Genomic DNA, 22,411 nt, shown 5'->3' with positions numbered 1-22,411 from the left:
GGCGAGCGCGGCGGCACCGCGGGCACATGTGCCATCAGTCCTGCCTGCATCCGCCGCAGAATGCAAAGCCCGCCCACACCTCACGGCTCGGGGCAGGAGTAGGCTTGAGGCTTTCCTGCCGGGAGGGGTTGTCCATGCGTGTGCGTGCCGTCGCTGTAGCCATTGCCCTTTGCCTGTCCAGCACCGTGCTGGCCGCCGATACCCCGCCGATGACCCCGGACATCAGCGGCAAGCCCTTCGTTGCTCCCGATGTCGGTCGTGACTACGACAAGCGCGTGGTGATGGTGCCGATGCGTGATGGCACCAAGCTGTATACGGTGATCGTGGTGCCCAAGGGCGCCCGCAATGCCCCGATCCTGCTGACCCGCACCCCCTACGATGCCGCTGGCCGCGCCAGCCGCAGTGATTCGCCGCGCATGCGCGACCTGCTGCCGCAGGGCGACGAGGTGTTCGTCGACGGCGGTTACATCCGCGTGTTCCAGGACATCCGTGGCAAGTACGGCTCTGAAGGCGATTACGTGATGACCCGGCCGTTGCGCGGGCCGTTGAACAACACCAAAGTCGACCACTCCACCGACGCCTGGGACACCATCGACTGGCTGGTGAAGAACGTGCCGGAGAGCAATGGCAAGGTCGGCATGCTCGGCTCGTCGTACGAGGGCTTCACCGTGGTGATGGCGCTGACCGACCCGCATCCGGCGCTGAAGGTGGCCGCACCGCAGAGCCCGATGGTCGATGGCTGGATGGGCGACGACTGGCTCAACTACGGTGCGTTCCGCCAGGTCAACTTCAACTATTTCGCGATGCAGACCGAGAAGCGCGGCAAGGGTACGCCGCTGCCCAGCCTCGGCTATGACGACTACAGCACTTTCCTGCGGATCGGTTCGGCTGGCGATTACGCGCGCTTCACCGGCGTGGACCAGCTGACCTGGTGGAAGAAGCTGGTCGAGCACCCGGCCTATGACGGCTTCTGGCAGGGTCAGGCGCTGGACGCGGTGATGGCGAAAACACCGTTGAAGGTGCCGACCATGTGGCTGCAGGGCCTGTGGGACCAGGAGGACATGTGGGGCGCCAACCACGCCTACCAGGCAATGGAAGGGCGCGACAGCGGCAACAACCGCAATTACCTGGTGATGGGGCCGTGGCGGCACAGCCAGGTGAACTACAGCGGCAGCGAATTGGGCGCGCTGAAGTTCGATGGCGATACCGCGCTGCAGTTCCGCCGTGATGTACTCAAGCCGTTCTTCGACCAGTATCTGGTGGACGGTGCGCCGAAGGCGGACACGCCGCCGGTGCTGGTCTACAACACCGGCGAAAACCACTGGGATCGCCTGAAGGGTTGGCCGCGCAGCTGCGACAAGGGCTGTGCCGCCAGCAGCAAGCCGCTGTACCTGCGGGCCGGCGGCAAGCTGGCGTTCCAGGCGCCGGCGGCGGGCGAGGGGGACTTCGAGGAGTACGTGTCCGACCCGGCCAAGCCGGTGCCGTTCGTGCCGCGTCCGGTCCGCTTCGGTGACCGCGATATGTGGACCACCTGGCTGGTCAAGGACCAGCGCTTTGTCGATGGTCGCCCGGACGTGCTGACCTTCATCACTGAACCGCTGACCGCGCCGCTGCGCATCGGCGGCGCGCCGGTAGTGCACCTGCAGGCCTCGACCAGTGGCACCGACAGTGACTGGGTGGTGAAGCTGATCGACGTGTATCCGGACCAGGAAGCGTCGACGCCGGAAATGGGGGGCTACGAGCTGCCGGTGTCGCTGGCGATCTTCCGTGGCCGCTACCGCGAAAGCTTCAGCGATCCGAAGCCGCTGGCCGCCAACCAGGTGCTGCCGTACCGTTTCGACCTGCCCAACGCCAACCACACGTTCCAGAAGGGCCACCGGGTGATGGTGCAGGTGCAGTCCAGCCTGTTCCCGCTGTACGACCGCAACCCGCAGACCTACGTGCCGAACATCTACCTGGCCAAGCCGGGCGATTACCAGAAGGCCACGCAGCGGGTCTGGCACAGCGCGGCGCAGGCGAGCTACATCGATCTGCCGGTGTATTGAGGTTAGTGAGATCCGCCGGGTGTGCGATACCCGGCGGCTGGGGTGGTGCCGGCCGCCGGCCGGCATCCGCAATGGCGCAGGAGCGTGTCGACCAAGGTCGACACCTACCAAGGCTGGGCCATGGCACGTCGATTCAGGCGGCTGCGGTAGTGCCGGCCGCTGGCCGGCATCCGCGATGGCGCGGGAGCGTGTCGACCAAGGTCGACACCCACCAGAGCGGAGCCATGGCAGGTCGATTCAGGCGGCTGCGGTAGTGCCGGCCGCTGGCCGGCATCCGCGATGGCGCAGCAGCGTGTCGACCAAGATCGACACCTACCGGAGCGGGGATCCTCACCCCACCTTCGAAGGGCCCGTGCGCCAGCGGCTGGGGACCAGGCCGAAACGCTTGCGGAATGCCGCGGCGAAGTTGCTGGGGTGGCGGTAGCCGCTGGCGGCGGCGGCCTGCTCGACCGTCCAGCCGTCCTCGCGCAGGCCCTGTTCGGCGTGGCGCATGCGCTGCTCGTGCAGGTAGTCGAACACCGAGCAGCCGTACTGCTGGGCGAAATGACGGCGCAGCGAGCTGGGGCTCATGCAGGCCAGCTGGGCCAGCTCGACCAGGCTGTGGGCGTGACTGGGGTCGTCATGCAGGTAGGTACGCACGCGCTCCAGGCGCTCGCGCTGGCCGGCCCGCAGCGTTCGTACAGGGTCGGTCTGCAGATCCTCGGCCTTCAGGCCAACGGCCAGCAGCTGCAGAGCAACGCCCTCGCGCCACAAGGCGTCGATGCCATCTTCCCATGGGCTGTCGAACAACTGGCCGAGTACCGGCAGCAGGGTATGCGGAATGGCCCAGTGGCGGCATTCCAGGTGGCTGTTGAGCGCGGTCTCCAGCTGCGGCAGATGGAACAGATCCGGATCGATCTGGCCGGGCACCATGACGCTGACGCCGCGCATGCGCGTTTCGCCGGGGTGCGCACCGGTCATCTCGACCTGCTCGCGGTGGTGCGCGGTCATCGCCGTGCCGGCGCGCAGGGTGAAACCACCGCGTCGCGGAATGCGCACATCGACCTGGCCCTGCAGCATCACGCGGATGGCCAGGCCGGGACTCTGCTGGGCGGTCGCTACATAAGGAAAGCGATTATGGACGTCGGAGGCGATCAGGCTCATGCCGCCGCGCAGGAACTGCTCGTTGACCTCGCCATGGCCGGCCCACTGGTCGTCGCGCAGGTGTTCCGGGTCAGCGCGGTAATCAAAGCCATGACGGTGGCCGAAGCGGCGGTAATCGGCAAAAGTGAAGTATCGGGACATCGCTCGGCACGTACTTTGGAGGTGGACGCTGGCATGACCTCGCCCACGCGCTCTGCAACGCAGATGCAGATCCGGTCGTTACCCGCGCAGGCATGCTGGGAAGCAGTGGCGTGGGCACTCTGGATGGCTGGGGAAACGCCAGGTTGAATGGAGTGTGTCGAAGAAACTGGAAACGTTTCCCATTGTCGCCTCGATTCGCGCGCTTTTGATTCCAATAGGGTCAAAACGATTGACGATTACGGCCAAAGTGAAAATGCCGCCGAGCATACGCCGGCGTTTTGCATGCATATCCGTACGTAATTCCATACATCAACTTGAGTTGAGGTTTCATGGCTGGAACGATCGCCCGTAGACGCGGTGTCAGCCAGGCCATCACAGGAATGCGCGTAGGGTGGGGTGGTTGGCTGCTGCAGGCCACTTCGATACCCCCACTGATGGAGAACGCAGATGATTGATTACCAACTCACCGGCAAGACCGCGATCGTGACCGGCGGCGTGTCCGGCATTGGTCTGGCCGTGGCGCAGACCCTGGCGGCGTCCGGCGCGCGGATCTCGGTCTGGGACCTGAAGCAGGATGCGGTGGATGCCACCGTGGCGCAGTTGCGCAATGCCGGAGCACAGGCGATTGGCATCGCGCTGGACGTCACCGACGACGCAGCGGTGGAGGCGGCGGTGCAGCGCACGATCAAGGAACTCGACGGCCTGCATGTGGCGGTCAACAACGCCGGTATCGGCGGGCCGGCCGCCAGCAGCGGTGACTATCCGATCGATGGCTGGCAGCGGGTCATCGACGTCAACCTGACCAGCGTGTTCCTGTGCCAGCGTGCGCAGATCCGGGCAATGCGAGCCGCTGGAAGCGGCGGCAGCATCATCAACATGGCCTCGATCCTGGGCCAGGTGGGGTATGCCGGTTCCACCGCTTATGCGGCGGCCAAGCACGGCGTGGTCGGGCTGACCCAGACCGCCGCGTGGGAACATGCCGCCGACGGCATTCGTGTCAACGCGGTCGGCCCGGGCTTCATCAGCACACCGCTGCTGGAGAAGATGGACCCGAAGGTGCGCGCCACGCTGGAAGGCCGTCACGCCTTGAAGCGGCTGGGTACGGCCGAGGAAGTGGCGGCGCTGGTGGCCTGGCTGGCCAGCGACGATGCCTCGTTCGCGACCGGCGCGTACTACGCCATCGATGGTGGCTACCTGGCGCAGTGAGCGAATGCGGTCAGTAGATCCACGCCATGCGTGGAGGAATGCGTGCGGTGAAGAAGGCGTGCCATCGCCTTCACCGCCGTCCCACGATCGCCGCGCGACGCTCCGGGAAAATTCCGGAGCTTTCCCATGGAACTTACCCAGGATGTCTCGATCCTGCTGCGCGTTGCCGCAGCGATGCTGTTCGGCGGCGTGCTCGGCGTCGAGCGCGAGATGGGCAAGCACGCCGCTGGCCTGCGTACGCACATGCTGATCGCAGGGGCCGCCGCGTTGATCGTCGGCCTTGGCGACTCGGTGGCCGAGCATTTCCAGCAGGAGCGCTACCGCGACCTGCTGCAGGTTGATCCGGTACGCCTGATCGAAGCGGTGGTGGCCTGTGTCGGCTTCGTTGCCGCTGGCACCATCCTGCGTGGGTCACGCGAGGACCAGGTCAGCGGCCTGACCACGGCCAGCTCGTTGATCATGGCGGCGGCCATCGGGATTGCGGTGGGGATCAGCAAGTACGTGATTGCCATCGGCGTGAGCGTGCTGTGCGTGCTGGTGCTGGCAGTGATGCGGCGGCTGGAGAAACGGATCTCGTAGGGAATCTCGAATTGCCGGCCAGCGGCCGGCACTACCTTGCGGACTAAATGGTCGGACCAATATGGCATCTAGCCCTATGGTCTAATAGGTTCCTCGCCGGAGTGGCGGTTAAATCCGCTGCAAGTGGTCTGATCGAAATCATTATTGGTACGACCAATAATCGACAGCCACGGCGATCCACCGCCTGCGGTGGGGCACCTTCCGCATCCAGTCGAGAGTCTTCATGCAGCCCTGGCAACACCTGTACGACCCCGCCGGCAACCTGTGGTTGTCGAGCCTGATCGCGCTGCTGCCGATCGCGTTCTTCTTCGTTGCCCTGGCCGTGCTGCGCATGAAGGGCTGGCTGGCCGGCACGATCACCGTGGCCATCGCGCTTGGCGTGGCCCTGCTGTTCTACCGCATGCCGCTGAGCCAGGCGCTGGGTGCGGCCGGCTTCGGCTTCGTCTACGGCCTTTGGCCTATTGCCTGGATCATCATCGGCGCGGTGTTCCTCTACAAGGTCTCGGTCAAGACCGGTCAGTTCGACATCATCCGCGCTTCGATCCTGTCGGTGACCGAAGACCAGCGCCTGCAGATGCTGATGGTCGGCTTCGCCTTCGGTGCCTTCCTGGAAGGCGCGGCCGGTTTCGGTGCGCCAGTGGCGATCACCGCGGCATTGCTGGTCGGGTTGGGCTTCAAGCCGCTGTATGCCGCCGGCCTGTGCCTGATCGTCAACACCGCGCCGGTGGCGTTCGGTGCAATGGGCATTCCGATCATCGTGGCCGGGCAGGTCACCGGCCTGGATGCCTTCGAGATCGGCCAGATGGCCGGCCGCCAGCTGCCGTTCCTGACCGTCATCGTGCTGTTCTGGATCATGGCGATCATGGATGGCTGGCGTGGCATCAAGGAAACCTGGCCGGCGGTGCTGGTGGCCGGTGGCTCCTTCGCCATCGCGCAGTACCTAACCTCCAACTTCATCGGTCCGGAACTGCCGGACATCACCGCCTCGCTGGCGTCGCTGGTCTGCCTGACCCTGTTCCTGCGCCGCTGGAAGCCGGTACGGATCTTCCGCTTCGATACCGAAACCAGCGCCGAGGCGACCGCACAGGCACTGGAGGCGCCGCGCTACAGCGTCGGCCAGATCGCCAAGGCGTGGTCGCCGTTCCTGATCCTCACCGCGATGGTCACGCTGTGGAGCATCAAGCCGTTCAAGTCGCTGTTCGCGGCAGGCGGCCCGCTGGAAGGCTGGGTGCTGAAGCTCCCGGTGCCGGGCCTCGACCAGAGGGTGCAGAAGATGCCACCGATCGTGGACGCGCCGCTCAGCTATGAGGCGGTCTACAAATTCGACTGGTTCTCGGCCACCGGCACCTCGATCATCCTCGCGGCGGTGATCGCGATCATCGCGCTGCGCATGCCGGCCCGGTCGGCGCTGCAGACCTTCGGCGAAACCGTGCGTGAGCTGCGCATGCCGATCTATTCGATCGGCATGGTGCTGGCCTTCGCGTTCATCGCCAACTATTCGGGCCTGTCGGCAACGCTGGCGCTGGCATTGGCGCACACCGGAGACGCGTTCCCGTTCTTCTCGCCGTTCTTGGGCTGGCTGGGCGTGTTCCTGACCGGCTCGGACACCTCGTCCAATGCGCTGTTCTCGGCGCTGCAGGCGACCACCGCACAGCAGATCGGCGTGTCCGACGTGCTGCTGGTGGCGGCCAACACCACCGGCGGCGTCACCGGCAAGATGATCTCGCCGCAGTCGATCGCCATTGCCTGCGCGGCGGTTGGCCTGGCCGGCAAGGAATCGGACCTGTTCCGTTTCACGGTCAAGCACAGCCTGGTCTTCACCACCATGGTCGGCCTGATCACCCTGGCCCAGGCCTACTGGCTGACATGGATGATTCCCTGAGCCATGCCGCGCGGCCTGACCCCCTGTTACGCGCTTCGGGCCACAATGGCGCCATGAGCACGCAACGTATCTCGGACAAGGTGGCCGCACAGCTGCGCGGCCTGGTGCAGGAACAGCGGCTGCAGCCGGGCGACCGGCTGCCGGCCGAACGCACCCTGGCGGTGCAGCTGGGGGTCTCGCGAACGGCGTTGCGCGAGGCCATCGCGCAGCTGGCCAGCCAGGGCCTGCTGACCGCACGGGTCGGTGGCGGCACCTACGTGGCCGAACCGGCGGCGCGCGCGCGGCAGGCGCTGGATGAACCGCTGGCGCCGTACCTGCCGCTGTTCCAGGGCGACCCGGAATACCGCTTCGACGTGCTGGAGATCCGCCACGCGCTGGAAGGTGCCACCGCCTGGCATGCGGCGCTGCGAGCCACCGACGAGGACCGCACGCGCATCGCGCAGGCCTTCCAGACCATGATGGACGCGCACGGCAAGAACGACCCCACCGGTGAAGCGGAGGCCGACGCGGCCTTCCACTTGTCCATTGCCGAGGCCTCGCACAACCTGGTGCTGCTGCAGGTGATGCGCGGACTGTTCGAGCTGCTGCAGACCAACATCTCGCAGAGCCGCGAGAAGCTCTATACCTCGGCGAGGACCTTCTCGCCGTTGTCCGACCAGCACCGCGAGATGATGGACGCGGTGCTGGCCGGCGACCCCGAACGCGCGCGCGCCGCCGCGCATGCCCACCTCGAGTTCGTGCACACCACGCTGCGCACGCTCGATGACAACGAAGCCCGGCGTGCGCGGGCCTCGCGTCTACCTTCCCCACACGGTTGACCCCATGATCATCTCCGCCTCCACCGATTACCGTGCTGCTGCCGAACGGCGGCTGCCGCCGTTCCTGTTCCACTACATCGATGGCGGCGCGTATGCCGAGCACACGCTGAAGCGCAACGTTTCCGACCTGTCCGACATCGCGCTGCGCCAGCGCATCCTGCGCAACATGTCCGACCTGAGCCTGGAAACCGAGCTGTTCGGCGAAACGTTGGCGATGCCGGTGGCGCTGGCGCCGGTCGGCCTGACCGGCATGTATGCCCGGCGCGGTGAAGTGCAGGCGGCGCGCGCGGCCGACAGCCGCGGCATCCCGTTCACGCTGTCGACCGTATCGGTGTGCCCGATCGAGGAAGTGGCACCGGCCATCCAGCGGCCGATGTGGTTCCAGCTGTACGTGCTGCGCGACCGTGGCTTCATGCGCAATGCGCTGGAGCGGGCACAGGCCGCGGGCGTGACCACGCTGGTGTTCACCGTGGACATGCCGGTGCCGGGTGCGCGCTACCGCGATGCCCACTCGGGCATGAGCGGCCCGAACGCCTCGCTGCGCCGTATCGGCCAGGCCATCACCCATCCGCACTGGGCGTGGGATGTCGGCCTGTTCGGCCGCCCGCATGACCTGGGCAACATCTCCACCTACCGTGGCAACCCGACCGGGCTGGAGGATTACATCGGCTGGCTGGGCAGCAACTTCGATCCCTCCATTTCGTGGAAGGACCTGGAGTGGATCCGCGAGTTCTGGAAGGGCCCGATGGTGATCAAGGGCATCCTCGACCCGGATGACGCGCGTGATGCGGTCAGGTTCGGTGCCGATGGCATCGTGGTCTCCAACCACGGTGGCCGCCAGCTGGACGGCGTGCTGTCCACCGCACGCGCACTGCCGGCGATTGCCGACGCGGTACAGGGTGATTTGAAGATTCTCGCCGATTCGGGCGTCCGTACCGGCCTGGACGTGGTGCGGATGCTGGCGCTCGGTGCCGATACCGTGCTGCTGGGGCGTGCCTTCGTCTATGCGCTGGCCGCGCAGGGCGAGGCCGGCGTGGCCAACCTGCTGGACCTGATCGCCAAGGAGATGCGCGTGGCGATGACACTGACCGGTGCGCGCCGCATCGCCGACATCGGCCGCGATTCGCTGGTCAGCCTGCCATGAGTGGCCACGATGCCGTGCTGGCACAGTTGCGCGACGCGGTCGGCAGCCGCCATGTGCTGACCGGCGACAAGGGCACGCGCCGCTTCCGTCGCGGCTACCGCTTCGGCGATGGCCCGGTACTGGCGGTGGTGCGCCCGGGTACCTTGCTGGAACTGTGGCGCGTGCTGCAGGCAGCGGTGCAGGGTGGGGCGGCGATCATCCTGCAGGCGGCCAATACCGGGCTGACCGGTGGCTCGACCCCGGACGGCGATGACTACGGCCGGCCGATCGTGCTGGTCAGTACGCTGCGCCTGACCGGCATCCAGCTGTTGAACGAAGGCCGCCAGGTGCTGTGCCTGCCCGGTGCCACGCTCGACCGCCTGGAGCAGACGCTGGCACCGCTGGGCCGTGAACCGCATTCGGTGATCGGCTCGTCCTGCATCGGCGCCTCGGTGCTGGGCGGCATCTGCAACAACTCCGGCGGCGCGCTGGTGCGCCGTGGCCCGGCCTACACCGAGCTGGCGCTGTACGCGCGGGTCGATGCGCAGGGCCAACTACAGCTGGTCAACCATCTCGGCATCGCGCTGGGCGATACGCCCGAGCAGATCCTGCAGCGCCTGCAGGCGGGCGACTACAGTGCGTCGGATGTGGGGGACGGGGACGGCCGCGCAGCCTCCGATCCGCGCTACGCCGACGAAGTGCGCAAGGTCGACGCCGATACCCCGGCGCGCTTCAATGCTGATCCCAGCCGCCACTACGAGGCTGCCGGTTCGGCCGGCAAGCTGGCGGTGTTCGCGGTGCGCCTGGATACCTTCGAAAAGGAGGCCGCCGAAGTCTTCTACATCGGCAGCAACCGCACCGACAGCCTCACGGCGATCCGGCGCCAGCTGCTGACCGGCTTCGAGCGCCTGCCGATTGCCGGTGAGTACATCCACCGCGATGCCTATGACATCGGCGAGCGCTACGGCAAGGACAGCTTCCTGCTGATCGATCGCCTCGGCACCGCACGTGTACCTGCCGCGTTCGCATTGAAGAGCCGCGTCGACGGCTGGTTCGAACGGCTGGGACTGCGTGGGGTGACTGACCGGGTGATGCAGGTTCTGACCGGCCTGCTGCCCTCGCACCTGCCCAAGCGCATGGGCGAGTTCCGCCAGCGCTACGAGCATCACCTGTTGCTGAAGGTCTCTGCCCAGGACGCTGCGGAAACCGAGGCCTGGTTGCGCGGCTTCTTCGCCGGGCACGAAGGCGGCTTTTTCCACTGCACGGCCGAGGAGGGGCGCAAGGCGTTCCTGCATCGCTTCGCCGTGGCCGGTGCCGCGGTGCGCTACCGCGAAGTGCATCGCGGGCAGGTGCAGGACATCGTGGCGCTGGACATTGCCCTGCGCCGAGATGACGGCGACTGGTTCGAGCAGTTGCCGGCCGATATCGACGGCCGCCTGCTGCACAAGCTGTATTACGGGCACTTCCTGTGCCACGTGTTCCACCAGGACTACATCGCCCGCAAGGGTGAAGACCCGATGGCGATCGAGCACGCAATGTGGGCATTGCTGGACCAGCGTGGTGCCGAGTACCCGGCCGAGCACAATGTCGGTCACCTGTACCCGGCCAAGCCGGCGCTGGCCGGGTTCTACAGGCAGCTGGACCCGAGCAACACGTTCAATCCCGGTATCGGCCAGACCTCGAAGGCCAAGGGCTGGGGTGGCTGCGATTGCGGATGATGTAGAGCCGACCCTATGCTCGGCTGCTCCTGCCGACATACAGCAGACGAGCATGGCTCGACGCCGCCCGGGCAACGGTTACCATCGGAAGCCCATCCGCAGGAGCCATCCATGCCCACCGCCGCCGTCCGCGCCACCCTGTGCACTGCATTGCTGGCGACCCCGCTGCTGGCGCTGGCCCAGAGCGCGATCCTGCCGCAGCAGCGCGATGCCGCCGGCAACGTGATGGAGCCGCTGGGACAGGTACTGATCGCGAGTGAGACTGGACCGTCGGGGCTTTATGACTGCACGCGGGACGGCAACTGGTGCGTACGCGTGCAGCCGGTTGCCGAGGAGGGTGACCGGCCGACCGTGTTGGAAGTGCTTGAGAAGGCACCGGGCCAGGGCAAGCCGCACACCTACCACGTCAGCATCGACGTGCCGCAGGAAAGCGAGCTGTCGCTGTGGCCATGGATCGTGCGGCTGGCCCCTGGCGTGGGCAGCGATGAACCGGTGACCGACCCGCAGCAGCGCGCCCGCCAGAATGTGCTGGTGGGTGGCATCGTCAAGTTCAGCACCATGTACTCCGGTGGAGGTGCCGACGCGTCCACGCTGCAGCTGGCACGCGTGCGTCACCTGCAGGACGACATCCAGGTGGACGACGACGTGCTGACCGTGCCATGGCTGGGCAATGCGATGATCCGCGCCTGTTTCAGCGAGCAGGACATCAGGCAGCGCGCCGGTGCCTGCCACGACGAATACGGGTTCTCGGCGAAGCTGGCGCTGGATACGGTTGCCGAGGGCATGCCAGTGCTGCGCTACCAGACCGTGGCGACCCGGTACCCGGCCGGTGTTTCGCGCTTCGAGGATTCGCTGGCCAGGGGGCCGCTGAAGAAGCAGGATCTGCGCATCGAACAGGACCCGGCGTGTACCTACACCCGGCTGTTCCGCTTCGGGGCGGGGATGTTCCACCCGGACCAGGCACTGCCGGACTGTGCCGGCTATACCGAACCCTGAAATGTAGCGTCGAGCGATGCTCGACGGGTCTTCGGACGGGCGGCGCGAAAAGCCAGTCGAGCATGGCTCGACCCTACAAAAGCGGTGGCGGCGCTTACTCGCAGCGCGTGGACGTGATGATGTTGTCCTTGTCCACGAACACGCGCAGGCGGTCCTGGCGGATGTCCTTGGTGGTGATGGTGCTGGGGCCGATCGGGTTGACCAGGCCGGCACCACTCTCGCGGGACAGGCGGCGGATGTTGGGCTCGTTGGCCGGCTGGCCGATCGCCCAGCCTAGCTGGCTGGCGTCGCAGCGGCCGCTGCCTTTGACTTCCGGGCCAGGGGTGCTGACGCAGGCCGACAGCAGCAGGGCAGAGGCCGGCAGCAACAGGGACAGACGGAATGCAGACATGCGAGCGCTCCTGCGCAGGGGAAGATGGCGGGAACGATAGCACCGAGCGTGCGAAAGGCGTCAGCACCCCGGTCATTGCCGGCACAGCGTGGTCATTGCATAGTGGGAGCAATGGCTGGCAATACGCCAGCGGGCAGGCCGGGCCTTTCCGGCGCAGGTGTTGGATACGGGATACGGTATGACGGCAGGCAGCTTCCGCGGCAAGGACAAGACGATGACGGCGCTGGTGTTGTCGTTGCTGGGCGTAGCGTTTGCCGCCTCCGCCTCCGCCTCCGCCTCCGCCTCCGCTGCCGATCCGGAACCCGCGCCGGTCGAAACCCCGGTATTCGGTGCCTGGCGCAACCTGCAGACCGAATCCGGCTACGCACCGGCCCAGCGTAACCTGGCCTTCGCCATGCTGCCGCAGGCGGCCACCCGCGGTGACCGTTTCGCCATTCTTGACCGCGAAGGCAAGCGCACGGTGTGCTGCCTGCAGGTGGCCAGCCCCTCGCTGGGCGTGGCCGCGCTGCGCGAGCAGTACCACCTGCCGCAGGCCTGGGTGACCGACCTGAGCAATGGCCGCAGCCCCGCACGTCCCTATGTGCCGCACGTCTATGCGATGCAGCGGGTGGACGAGCTGGCCGACTACAGCTTCGCCGATGTGCCTGGCGCCTACAGTGACCTGGGCGGGCTGCTGATTCCGGAAGGTGCCGCGCTGGAGGCCGACGGCAGCGCCGTGCGCCTGGGGGACACCCGCTACCCGCTGCATTTCCAGCGCCAGCCGCACGCCGATGACGATGGGGCGCTGGACCGCTACAGCCTGCAGGCCGGCGAGGGTGCCGCCCCGATCGTGGTTGAAGTGCCGTTCGGCACCTACTGATTGCAGCTTCGCACTGGCTAGAATGCAGCGCGGCGCTGTCTGCCGTGCCTGCTCCGTGAGTCGTTGCCGTGTCCCTGCGCCCCTTCCTGCTGTCGTCCCTGCTGCTGTTGTCCGCCTGTGCCAGTGCGCCGCCGCCGCCGGCCCATTCCGATGCATTGTGGCGATTGATCGAACGTGACTGCCGGGGCCCCGAAGGTCCACGCGGCGACTGCCTGCACGTGGAGACAGCCGCAGACCGCCGCGATGTGCTGGTCAAGGATGCGCACGGCGACTACCAGTTCCTGCTGATGCCGCTGGACAAGGTGAGCGGTATCGAGAGCCGCAGCCTGTACCAGCGTGGTGCACCGAACTACTTCGCTGCCGCCTGGCAGGCGCGCAGCCACACCGAACAGGCCTTGCGGCAACCGCTGCCGCGCAACGTCGCGAGCCTGGCATTGAACTCGCCGCACGGCCGGTCACAGCACCAGCTGCATATCCATGTGGATTGCCTGCGTGCCGACGTGCTGCAGGCGCTGGACACGCAGGCTGCCGCCCTCGGCAGCCGCTGGGCACCGTTGCCGGTGCTGCTGCGCGGCCATCAGTACCAGGCACGCCTGCTGCCGGGTGCGGAACTGACCGCCAATCCGCTCAATCTGCTGGCCTATGACCTCGCTGGCGTGGACGACGTGGGCCAGTGGAGCCTGGTCGTGGCCGGCCGGGACGCCGTGCAGGGCGCCCCGGGCTTCATCCTGCTGGCGACCCGGGTGGACGCCGGCACCGGCAACGAGGCCAGCGCCGAAGAACTGCAGGACCACGCCTGCTCGGTGCTGACCGGCGCAGGCGACTCCCTGGAGCGGGTCCGCTAACTCTGGGGCTGCTGGCGGCTGCGCCAGACCGGTGCGGTCAGCGCCAGCAGCTGGCGATCCTGCCAGCCATCCAGATCCAGATGATGGTCGCGCAGCAGGCCTTCCTGCTCGAAGCCGAAGGCGTGCAGCGTAGTGGCGAACGGGTCACTGCAGTCCGGCGGCAGCATCACGAACAGGCGGTGCAGGCCGACATCCTCGAACAGGAACGGGCACAGTGCCTGCAGCATCGCGTCGGTGTGCGCGTGCCAGTGCTGCAGTGACAGCAGCTCGGCGCAGCGCGAGTGCAGCGAATGCAGGCGGACGTGCAACTGGTCCAGCACGGTGCCGTGCTGGTCATCGAAAACACCCAGCAGCAGCTGGTCGTTGTCCTGCTCCAGCCGCGAGCGATGCATGTGGGCAAGGAAGCGGGCTTCTTCGTCGATACCGGCCGGATGGCGGCGCCCGCGTCGGCGGCGGTCGTCGAACAGGCGCCAGGCCGGCAGATCGGCCCGCTGGAACGGGCGCAGGGTGACCGGTGCCACCTGCAGCTGCAGCAGATGGCGGCGCGACACAGGGCGCAGCGGGGGGAGGAGGGATGTGGGGTACGGGGTCATCATCCCCGGAACGATGGCAATGCCCGCTTCGCCAGACCATTCAAAAGATTGCAAAAACGCGACGACCACCGGGCGGAGCCTGATTCGGTTCAGGCATAAGTCCATCAGGGCTGGTCATTTCCGTTGAAACCATCCATTCAGGACACTTTCGTTACGGGATCGTTATGCGCCGCGCAGGCCTCCGGTCCCATACCACCCGTCCAACTCCCCCAGGAAGCCCATGTCCGCCTCCCACAAGGCGCTGCGCCCGCGTCCGCTGGTGCTCGCGCTGTCGTCCCTGATGCTGGTCTCGTCGCCGGCCTTCGCGCAGGAAAGCGCACCCACCTCATTGCAGGAAGTGAAGGTCACCGGCTCGCGCATTCCGCGCGCCAGTGTCGAAGGGCCGTCGCCGGTGACCGTGATCAGCCGCGAGCAGATCGACGCGCAGGGCTACCGCAACGCGTTCGACGCGCTGAGCGCCCTGACCGAAAACACCGGCAACGTGCAGGGTGAGGACTTCGGCAACACCTTCACCCCGGCCGCCAACACCATCAACCTGCGCGGGCTGGGCCCCAACCGCACGCTGGTGCTGGTCAACGGCCGCCGCCAGGCCGACTACCCGCTGGCCTACGAGGGCTCGGTGAACGTGGTCAACCTGGCCAACATTCCCAGTGCGCTGATCGAGCGCATCGAGGTCTTGGCGGCCGGTGCGTCGGCGGTGTATGGCTCCGACGCCATCGCCGGCGTGGTCAACATCATCCTCAAGGACCGCTTTGAGGGTGTGGACGTGAACGTGCGGGCCGGCGGCACCCAGCAGGGCGGTGGCGACAACCAGCGCGCGCAGGTGGTTGGTGGCAGTTCCGGCGAGCGCTGGGATGCGCTGTTCGGCTTCGAGTTCGATGTGCGCAAGGCGATCCATGCGCGCCAGCGCGATTTCATGGACTCGCTGGATGATGACCCTGCCGGCAAGGCGCCGCAGGCGACCGCGATCGCGTATCGCCGCAACGCCGCTACCGGTCGCAACATCGATCCGGGCGCCAATGGCTGCGACGCGGCGTCGGATATCTATGGCGGCAGCGTGTTCCGTGCCTTCAACCCGCGCCAGGGCTGGTATTGCGGCAGCAACGAGGCCGCCGCCAGCTACTGGACGGTGCAGACCGAGAAGCGCAACCTCAACGGCTACGGCCTGCTGACCTTCCACGTCAACGAGACCACCGACCTGTTCGCCGATCTGGCCGTGGGCAGCGCACGCATCACCAACAACACCCGTGCGCCCACCTGGACCTCGGCCCGCAACTACTTCTACAACCAGACCACCGGCAACCTGGAAAGCTGGTACCGCCGGTTTGCGCCCGAGGAAATCGGTGGCCTGCCGCGCAATGCCAACCGCTTCCTGGAAAATTCGTGGTCATTCAACGTCGGCGCGCGCGGCCAGATCGGCGACAGTGGCTGGGACTATGAGGCGGTCTACAGCCGTTCGCGTTACGAGAACCGCACCCGCCGCCCGGTGCTGCTGGCCGGTATCAACGAATACCTGCTGGGCCCGAAGCTGGGCGTGCGCAATGGCGTAGAGGTCTATGCGCCGGATCCGGCGCGCCTGTTCCAGCCGCTGAGCCCGAACGAGTACCAGAGCCTGTCCGGCTACCAGGAGAGCCGCAACGCGGCGTGGCTGCAGACCTTCAGCGCCAGCGTCAACGGCCGGCTGTTCGCACTGCCCGGTGGCGACGCGGCGCTGGCCGCGGTGGTCGAGGCTGGCAGCCAGGGCTATCGCAATCGACCGGACCCGCGCCTGGGCACCGGCGAGTTCTGGAACACCAGCGCCGGTATTGGTGCCGGTGGCGAGCGCGACCGCTATGCTGCCGGCGTGGAGCTGCAGCTGCCGCTGCTGCAGTCGCTGACCACTACCCTGGCCGGGCGCTATGACCAGTACCGTGCCGGTGGTGAGCACATCGGCAAGGCGACCTGGAGCTTCGGCGTCGAGTTCCGCCCGATCGAGAGCCTGCTGATCCGTGGTACCGCTGCCACCAGCTTCCGGGCGCCGGACATGAACTACGTGTTCGCGACCGAGACGCGTGGTTACAACCCGGGCATGACTGATTACTGGCGCTGCCGCACCGCAGGCCAGTCGTATGACAACTGCGACTACAATGGCCTGTCGATCGATTACAGCAACCGTGCCAACCCGCAGCTGCAGCCGGAATCGGCCAAGTCGTATGGCTTCGGCGTGGTCTGGTCGCCGCTGGCTGGCCTGGATTTCAGTGCCGATTACTACGACATCCGCATCGACAACGAGGTGACCAGCCTCGATACCAGCCGCATCCTGCGCGACGAGGCCGATTGCCGGTTGGGCAAGACGCTGGGTGGCGAAGCGCGTGACATCGGCTCACCGCTGTGCCGGGACGCGCTGTCGCGTGTGATCCGCAACCCGTCCAATGCAACCGTGCAGCCGGACCAGGTGACCCGTGTGCTGATCAACCCGATCAACGCCGCCTCTGAATCGGTTCGCGGCCTGGACCTGAAGGGCAACTGGCGTTTCGATGCCGGTCGCTATGGCCGCTTCACCACGCGCCTGGCCTACACCGTGGTGCTGGAGCACAAATACCGGCAGTTCTCCGATGATCCGGAGCGTGACATCCGCAATTCGCTGGATGACTACCAGTGGCGCAGCAAGGCCAACGGCAGCATCACCTGGAACCAGGGTGACTGGACCACCACGCTGTACGGCAACCGCTTCGGCTCGCTGCCGAAGACCGATGGCAGTGGCCGCATCGCGCCGTACATGACCTACAACGCCAGCGTGTTCCGCCAGTTCGGCGAGAACCTGTCGGTGGGCGTGATCGTCAACAACCTGCGTGACAGCCGCCCGCCGGCGGACAAGAACGGTGGCGGCTGGCCGTTCTACCCGGTCGGCAACTACGACCCGTATGGCCGCCAGTACTGGGTGCAGCTGGACTACCGGTTCCGCTGATCCGGCAGGCGAACGAAAGGCCCGGCATTGCCGGGCTTTTCTTTGTGCAGTGCATCCGTGCTGCCGTCGCGCACGTGGCATGCTGTGGCGATACACGGAGGAGGATGCGCATGGATGTCAGGGGGTGGAGCGTGATTGCCGTGCTGGCCATTGCAGGTTGCAGTGGCAGGCAGGCGGCCAGCGTGGAGGATGCCGCGGAGGTGGCCAATGCCGCGCCTGCGCCGTCCCGTTCCAACCCCGCGACCGATGCTGTATCAGCGCGCGTGCCAACGGCATCGAGTACCACGACGGCTGCCCCTGGGCTCGCGCAACCGGAAGGTCACTTCCTCGAGGGCGAGCGCATGCTGCTGAACGAGGGTGCGGTGTCCGCACAGAAGAGCGAGGCGGTGCTGGGTTCCGACAAGGCCTTCGCGCAGGTGATCAGCCAGTTCGAGCGCGATGCAGCCGGTCACCCGGAAGTGCAGGACCTGACCCGGCTCTACAGGACGGCCGCGACCCGGCGCATCGGCAACGACGGCACGCTGGTGTCTTTCGCCTGTGGCTACAGCCTGTGTGTTGGCGAGATCCGAAGCCGTACCGACGAGGATTTCAGTGCCTGGTCCGAGGCGATCGGCATGGACAAGGCGGCCCCGGTCTACAGCCTTACCACCGCGCCGATGACATGGGGCAGGGACCAGCGCGGTGGGCGTTTCGTGTTCTCGGTGGACCCGGCCGCCAACGGCATCGCGGGCCCGTAGCACCGGCGGATGACCGGCGCTACGGCGCGTTACGGAAGCGCCTGCAGCAGGTATGACTCGATGACGTAGCTGAAAGGCTGCTGCTGGCGGTCGCGCAGCAGGGCACGCACCTCCAGGATCACGCCGCGGTCGCCTTCGCCCCGCGGCGGCCAGAACGTCTGGTCGGCCAAGGTCTGGCGCTGGAAACCGAGCGGGCCGACCACGCGACCGAACGGTTCATCGGTGCTGTCCAGCACCTGGTTCATGGCCGGGCTGAGGTGGCCAGGCAGGTACCAGTTGTCGGCCTCGGACAGTACGCGGCTGCCGCAGACCAGCTGCACACGGCGATAGCGCAGGTCGGCACCCGGCTTCACGCCCAGCGCCTGCAGCACGTCGGCGGGCGCGGGCTTGTCCTGGCCGTGTACGCGCACTGCGCGCACCCGCGCCTGTTCGGCCAGGCCGTGCTCGGCGCACCAGTGTTCCAGCGTGGCAGTGGCGCTCTGCCCGGACAGCACGCGCTGGTGCAGGCGCTCGACCAGTGCAGCCGGGGCAATGCGCTGCTGGCCCGGCGGCGACTGCAGCGGCGCGGCAGCCGCTGCATCGGTGGCGGACAGGCTGGCGATCGGGGCGGCGGCAAGCAGGGACGCGGCCTGCCAGCGGCGGAGACGATCGTGGCGGTCGGACGGGCCCATGCGGCATCACAGCGGAAACAGGCGCCCATGTTACCCGTTCAGGGGTGTGCACGGCGTGGCTGCGACCGGTTGTCGCAGGGCAGTCATCGTTCTCGTGAATGCGTGCCATCCAGATATTTCGTTGGCCGATGGCTGCGGCGAGGCGCACGATGGCGCCATTCTTGGCATTCCGGGAGTTCCCGATGACCCTCCAGTTCGTCCATGGCGGTGTCGACCGCGACGGTGCGCCACTGCATTTCCATGTCCGTGATGGCCGCATCAGCGGGCTCAATGGCGAGGCCACGCCGGTCGAAGGGGCGGAATGCGTCGACCTGCAGGGCTTCGCGGTGCTGCCCGGGCTGATCGACGGCCACATTCACCTCGACAAGAGCTTCGTCGGCGACCGTTGGCACCCGCACCAGCCGGTGAACAGCCTGCGTGAGCGGCTGGCGGTGGAGAAGGCGGCGGTGGCGGGTGCGGCAGCGATGGTGGACCGTGCCGAGGCGCTGATCCGCCAATGCAGTGCTTTCGGTACGGTGGCGATGCGCTGCCATGTCGATATCGACGGCAGCACCGGTCTCGGCCATCTCGAAGCGGTGCGCGAGGCGGCACTGCGCTGCGCCGACATCATGCGGATCCAGCTGGTGGCGTTTCCGCAGGCCGGGGTGATGTCCTGTCCCGGCACCGCCGCCGTACTGGAGCAGGCGCTTGCCGCGGGCGTGGAGGTGCTCGGCGGCATCGACCCGACCACGCTCGATGGTGATGCCGAAGGCCAGCTGGCGCTGCTGTTCGGCCTGGCCGAGCGTTACGGCGTGCAGCTGGACATCCATCTGCACGAGCCCGGCGAAACCGGCCTGGCCCAGCTGCTGCGCATCGCAGCGCGGACGCGGGCCGCCGGCCTGCAGGGGCGGGTTGCGGTCAGCCATGCCTATTCGCTGGGCGAAGTGCCGCTGGCGCGCGCGCTGCAGGTGGGCGAAGCATTGGCCACGGCGGGTGTGGCGATCATGAGCAACGCGCCGGGCGATCATCCGTTCCCGCCGCTGCGCGCGCTGCATGATGCCGGTGTACGCGTGTTCGCAGGCAATGACAACATCCGCGACTGCTGGTGGCCGTACGGTAACGGCGACCTGCTGCAGCGCGCGATGTTGCTGGGCTACCGGTCCGGCTTCTACACCGATGCAGACCTGATGCTGGCACTGGACATGGTCACCACCCACGCCGCGCAGGTGATCGGCCTGCCGCAGCATGGCATTGCCGAAGGCCAGCCAGCCACTTTCGTGGCGGTGCGTGCCGACCACGGCCCTGCTGCCGTGGCTGGGGTGCCCATGGAACGCCGCGTGGTGGTCGACGGCCGCTGGCTGTAGATCCACGCCACGCAATCCCCTGTAGTGCCGAGCCATGCTCGGCGGCCTTTCAGACGTAATCGTCGGCGCGGGTGGCGACGAATTCCTCAAGCCACGCCAGCAGATGGGCGATGTCGATGACTTCGCCCTGTTCGACGCGCTTGAGCAGCAGCGTGCTGGCGCCGATCTGCAGGCTGCTGTCGGCATAGCGCAGCACCGCATCGATGCCCCAGGCATCGGTGACCTGCATCCAGGCCAGACCCGGCACGCGCTGGGCCAGGGTGTCACCGAACGCCACGCCCAGCGCTTCCCAGCCATCGCAGTCGGCACGGTCGATCAGCTCGGCATCGACCACGCGCTGCAGTGTGCTGGCCGCCAGCGGCCACTGCACCGGCAACGTCGGGAAGCCGGCCGCCACGCGCGCGGCGATCAGCGAGCGCTGGTGCTGCAGATGCGTCTGCAGCGCCGCAGGCAGCGGATCGAAGCGGGTGGGGATTTCATCGGACATGGCAGGCGCCGTGGAGCACGGAAACAACAGGCACTCTACGAGGCGATTGTTGCCCGCTATAGGGCCGGAGTGACCATGTTTCGATGCGTGATGCGCGAAAGGCATCCACGCATGGCGTGGATCTACCGTGGTCAGTCCGGTTCGCGCTGCACCTGCCGCCACAGCTCGCTGGCCAGTGCGCGCACGGCATCATCGGCGTCCGCGCGATGCAGCAGGCCGATCTCGTAGTTGTCGATCACCGGCAGCTCGCGCTCGCCATCGATGAGGCGGTGCTCGCGGCTGACCGCGCGGCGTGGCAGCAGGCTGATGCCGATGCCATCGGCCACCGCGCCCTGGATGCCGCTCAGCGACGAGCTGGTGAAGGCGATGCGCCAGCGCAGGCCCAGCGCTTCCACGGCATGGATCATCTCGTCGCGGTACAGCCCGCGCGGGGGGAAGGTGACCAGCGGCAGCGGGTCCTGCTGCAGGCAGCTGCTGCGCAGGCTGTCGATCCAGTGCATCGGCTCGCGCCGGCAATGCACCGCCTGGCGGCTGTTGCGGCGTTGCTTGACCAGCACCAGGTCCAGCTCACCGTGGTCGAAGCCCTGCGCCAGGTCGCGGCTGAGGCCGCTGCTGATCTCCAGCTTCACCTGCGGGTGGCGACGGCTGAAGGCGGCCAGCATGCGCGTGGTCTGCGCGTTGACGAAATCCTCGGGCACGCCGATGCGGACCGCGGTCTCCACCGTCGCACCGGCCAGCGCCTGCGCCATTTCCTCGTTCAGGTCGAGCATGCGCCGCGCGTAGCCGAGCAGGGTGTGGCCGGCATCGGTGGGGTGCACGTCGCGATGGCCGCGTTCGAGCAGGCGATGCCCGGCCAGTTCCTCCAGCCGGCGCACCTTCTGGCTGACCGTGGACTGGGTCGAATGCAGGCGCGTGGCCGCCGTGGTGAAGCTGCCGCAGTCGGCCACCATCACCAGCGCCCGCAGCAGGTCCAGTTCGAACAGGGTTCTATTCGATTTGGCACTGTCTTGCATTTGTACATTTCACTTCTGGATACCCAGGCCGACTTCTACCATGCAGGGCAGGGGCCGGCAATGCCCGGCTGTTGCTACCGTCGCACGGCGTTCCGTGGCGACGGACATGAGGAGACACTGTCATGCGCGTCCATCATTCCGCTGGTTGGCCTGCGCCGTTCACGCGCGTGCTGCTGTTGTGCCTGCTGGCCATGGTCACCCCTGCCTGCACCGCCACGTCCAGGGCCGACGCAGACGCGCGCCTGCGGGATGCCGCCAGCCGCGGCGACGCCGATGCGGTGCGACAGGCGATCGAGGATGGCGCCACGCTGGAGGCGCGCGATGGCCAGGGCCGCACCGCGCTGCTGCTGGCCACGCATGGCAACAACGTGGATGCCGCGCGTGAGCTGATCGAGGCCGGGGCAGACGTCAACGCCAAGGACGCGTTGCAGGACAGCGCCTACCTGTACGCCGGTGCGCGCGGCCTGGACGAGATCCTGGCGATGACCCTGGCGCATGGCGCCGATCTGCGCAGCACCAACCGCTATGGCGGTACCGCGCTGATTCCGGCCGCCGAGCGCGGTCACGTCGCCACTGTGCGCACGCTGCTGCGGGCCGGTGTGGCGGTGGACCATGTCAACCGGCTGCACTGGACCGCGCTGCTGGAAGCGATCCTGCTTGGCGATGGCGGTGCGCGCCAGGTGCAGATCGTGCAGCTGCTGCTGGAGGCCGGTGCCGACCCGGAGCTTGCCGACGGCGACGGCGTGACGCCGCTGGCGCACGCGCGCCAGCGCGGCTATACCGGAATTGAGACCCTGCTGCGCCAGCACGGCGCGGTGCGTTGAATGCAAACCCCTTCCACCCGCACGCTGGGCGTGCCCATCAGGATGCTGTC

General features: G+C 67.2%; 20 protein-coding genes. 14 read left to right on the top strand and 6 right to left on the bottom strand.

Annotated elements, in window-relative coordinates:
• The first annotated feature begins 134 nt into the window (after positions 1-134).
• Positions 135-2,045 (top strand): CocE/NonD family hydrolase, encoded by a 1,911-nt coding sequence (locus AC5P99_RS03250; protein ID WP_049451822.1) that lies wholly within the window; start codon positions 135-137, stop codon positions 2,043-2,045.
• Between the two features lie 330 nt (positions 2,046-2,375).
• On the opposite strand, the gene AC5P99_RS03245 is transcribed toward AC5P99_RS03250, so the two are convergent.
• The gene (locus AC5P99_RS03245) at positions 2,376-3,329 is read right to left on the bottom strand and encodes a helix-turn-helix transcriptional regulator (RefSeq protein ID WP_062607259.1); all 954 of its coding nucleotides are present in this window, start codon (positions 3,327-3,329) and stop codon (positions 2,376-2,378) included.
• A 447-nt stretch (positions 3,330-3,776) separates the two neighbouring features.
• Here AC5P99_RS03245 and AC5P99_RS03240 point away from each other — a divergent pair, with 447 nt between their 5' ends.
• The 7 genes from AC5P99_RS03240 (at position 3,777) to AC5P99_RS03210 (ending at position 11,651) form a co-directional block, all read left to right on the top strand.
• Positions 3,777-4,535 (top strand): SDR family NAD(P)-dependent oxidoreductase, encoded by a 759-nt coding sequence (locus AC5P99_RS03240; protein WP_012480580.1) that lies wholly within the window; start codon positions 3,777-3,779, stop codon positions 4,533-4,535.
• Positions 4,536-4,661: 126 nt separating this feature from the next.
• Positions 4,662-5,114: an MgtC/SapB family protein gene (locus AC5P99_RS03235; RefSeq protein ID WP_005413774.1), complete on the top strand. Its 453-nt coding sequence runs from the start codon at positions 4,662-4,664 to the stop codon at positions 5,112-5,114.
• Between the two features lie 223 nt (positions 5,115-5,337).
• Entirely contained in the window at positions 5,338-6,996 is a 1,659-nt protein-coding gene (gene lldP / locus AC5P99_RS03230; protein WP_005413772.1) for an L-lactate permease, read from the top strand.
• A gap of 53 nt (positions 6,997-7,049) precedes the next feature.
• The gene (gene lldR, locus AC5P99_RS03225) at positions 7,050-7,814 is read left to right on the top strand and encodes a transcriptional regulator LldR (RefSeq protein WP_005410034.1); all 765 of its coding nucleotides are present in this window, start codon (positions 7,050-7,052) and stop codon (positions 7,812-7,814) included.
• 4 nt (positions 7,815-7,818) lie between these two features.
• A complete protein-coding gene (lldD, locus tag AC5P99_RS03220) occupies positions 7,819-8,958 on the top strand; it encodes an FMN-dependent L-lactate dehydrogenase LldD (protein ID WP_005413771.1) in 1,140 nt (379 codons plus the stop codon).
• Entirely contained in the window at positions 8,955-10,655 is a 1,701-nt protein-coding gene (gene dld / locus AC5P99_RS03215; RefSeq protein WP_088437074.1) for a D-lactate dehydrogenase, read from the top strand. Before lldD ends, dld begins: the two co-directional genes overlap by 4 nt.
• Before the next feature lie 111 nt (positions 10,656-10,766).
• Positions 10,767-11,651, top strand: coding sequence for a hypothetical protein (locus tag AC5P99_RS03210; RefSeq protein WP_049451829.1), 885 nt, complete (start codon positions 10,767-10,769; stop codon positions 11,649-11,651).
• Between the two features lie 94 nt (positions 11,652-11,745).
• On the opposite strand, the gene AC5P99_RS03205 is transcribed toward AC5P99_RS03210, so the two are convergent.
• Positions 11,746-12,042: a hypothetical protein gene (locus AC5P99_RS03205; protein WP_005413768.1), complete on the bottom strand. Its 297-nt coding sequence runs from the start codon at positions 12,040-12,042 to the stop codon at positions 11,746-11,748.
• Between the two features lie 178 nt (positions 12,043-12,220).
• On the opposite strand from AC5P99_RS03205, the gene AC5P99_RS03200 reads away from it, so the two are divergent.
• Positions 12,221-12,901, top strand: a complete 681-nt coding sequence (locus AC5P99_RS03200; protein WP_049403501.1) for a hypothetical protein — start codon at positions 12,221-12,223, stop codon at positions 12,899-12,901.
• 68 nt (positions 12,902-12,969) lie between these two features.
• Complete coding sequence (locus tag AC5P99_RS03195; RefSeq protein ID WP_049451833.1) at positions 12,970-13,746, top strand: CDP-diacylglycerol diphosphatase; 777 nt, start codon at positions 12,970-12,972, stop codon at positions 13,744-13,746.
• Here AC5P99_RS03195 and AC5P99_RS03190 read toward each other — a convergent pair.
• A complete protein-coding gene (locus tag AC5P99_RS03190; RefSeq protein WP_495212896.1) occupies positions 13,743-14,342 on the bottom strand; it encodes a GNAT family N-acetyltransferase in 600 nt (199 codons plus the stop codon). The genes AC5P99_RS03195 and AC5P99_RS03190 overlap by 4 nt on opposite strands.
• A 217-nt stretch (positions 14,343-14,559) precedes the next feature.
• Here AC5P99_RS03190 and AC5P99_RS03185 point away from each other — a divergent pair, with 217 nt between their 5' ends.
• Together AC5P99_RS03185 and AC5P99_RS03180 are read left to right on the top strand one after the other, a co-directional pair.
• The gene (locus AC5P99_RS03185) at positions 14,560-17,286 is read left to right on the top strand and encodes a TonB-dependent receptor plug domain-containing protein (RefSeq protein WP_099604771.1); all 2,727 of its coding nucleotides are present in this window, start codon (positions 14,560-14,562) and stop codon (positions 17,284-17,286) included.
• A gap of 110 nt (positions 17,287-17,396) precedes the next feature.
• Positions 17,397-18,023 (top strand): hypothetical protein, encoded by a 627-nt coding sequence (locus tag AC5P99_RS03180; RefSeq protein WP_088437077.1) that lies wholly within the window; start codon positions 17,397-17,399, stop codon positions 18,021-18,023.
• A 29-nt stretch (positions 18,024-18,052) separates the two neighbouring features.
• On the opposite strand, the gene AC5P99_RS03175 is transcribed toward AC5P99_RS03180, so the two are convergent.
• Positions 18,053-18,694 carry a hypothetical protein gene (locus AC5P99_RS03175; RefSeq protein WP_049451837.1) on the bottom strand — a complete coding sequence of 214 codons (642 nt, stop codon included), beginning with the start codon at positions 18,692-18,694 and terminating at the stop codon, positions 18,053-18,055.
• A gap of 182 nt (positions 18,695-18,876) precedes the next feature.
• Here AC5P99_RS03175 and AC5P99_RS03170 point away from each other — a divergent pair, with 182 nt between their 5' ends.
• A complete protein-coding gene (locus tag AC5P99_RS03170; RefSeq protein ID WP_495212895.1) occupies positions 18,877-20,037 on the top strand; it encodes an amidohydrolase family protein in 1,161 nt (386 codons plus the stop codon).
• A 49-nt stretch (positions 20,038-20,086) separates the two neighbouring features.
• On the opposite strand, the gene AC5P99_RS03165 is transcribed toward AC5P99_RS03170, so the two are convergent.
• Positions 20,087-20,524, bottom strand: coding sequence for a DUF3806 domain-containing protein (locus AC5P99_RS03165; RefSeq protein ID WP_049451840.1), 438 nt, complete (start codon positions 20,522-20,524; stop codon positions 20,087-20,089).
• Between the two features lie 131 nt (positions 20,525-20,655).
• The gene (locus tag AC5P99_RS03160; RefSeq protein WP_049451843.1) at positions 20,656-21,537 is read right to left on the bottom strand and encodes a LysR substrate-binding domain-containing protein; all 882 of its coding nucleotides are present in this window, start codon (positions 21,535-21,537) and stop codon (positions 20,656-20,658) included.
• A 122-nt stretch (positions 21,538-21,659) separates the two neighbouring features.
• Here AC5P99_RS03160 and AC5P99_RS03155 point away from each other — a divergent pair, with 122 nt between their 5' ends.
• Complete coding sequence (locus AC5P99_RS03155; RefSeq protein WP_005410019.1) at positions 21,660-22,361, top strand: ankyrin repeat domain-containing protein; 702 nt, start codon at positions 21,660-21,662, stop codon at positions 22,359-22,361.
• Positions 22,362-22,411 lie beyond the last annotated feature (50 nt).

It is taken from the genome of Stenotrophomonas sp. YJH_SMC_80 (assembly GCF_059372495.1).
Note: the sequence above shows the minus strand (reverse complement) of the source record. Positions and strands in the feature narration are given on the sequence as shown.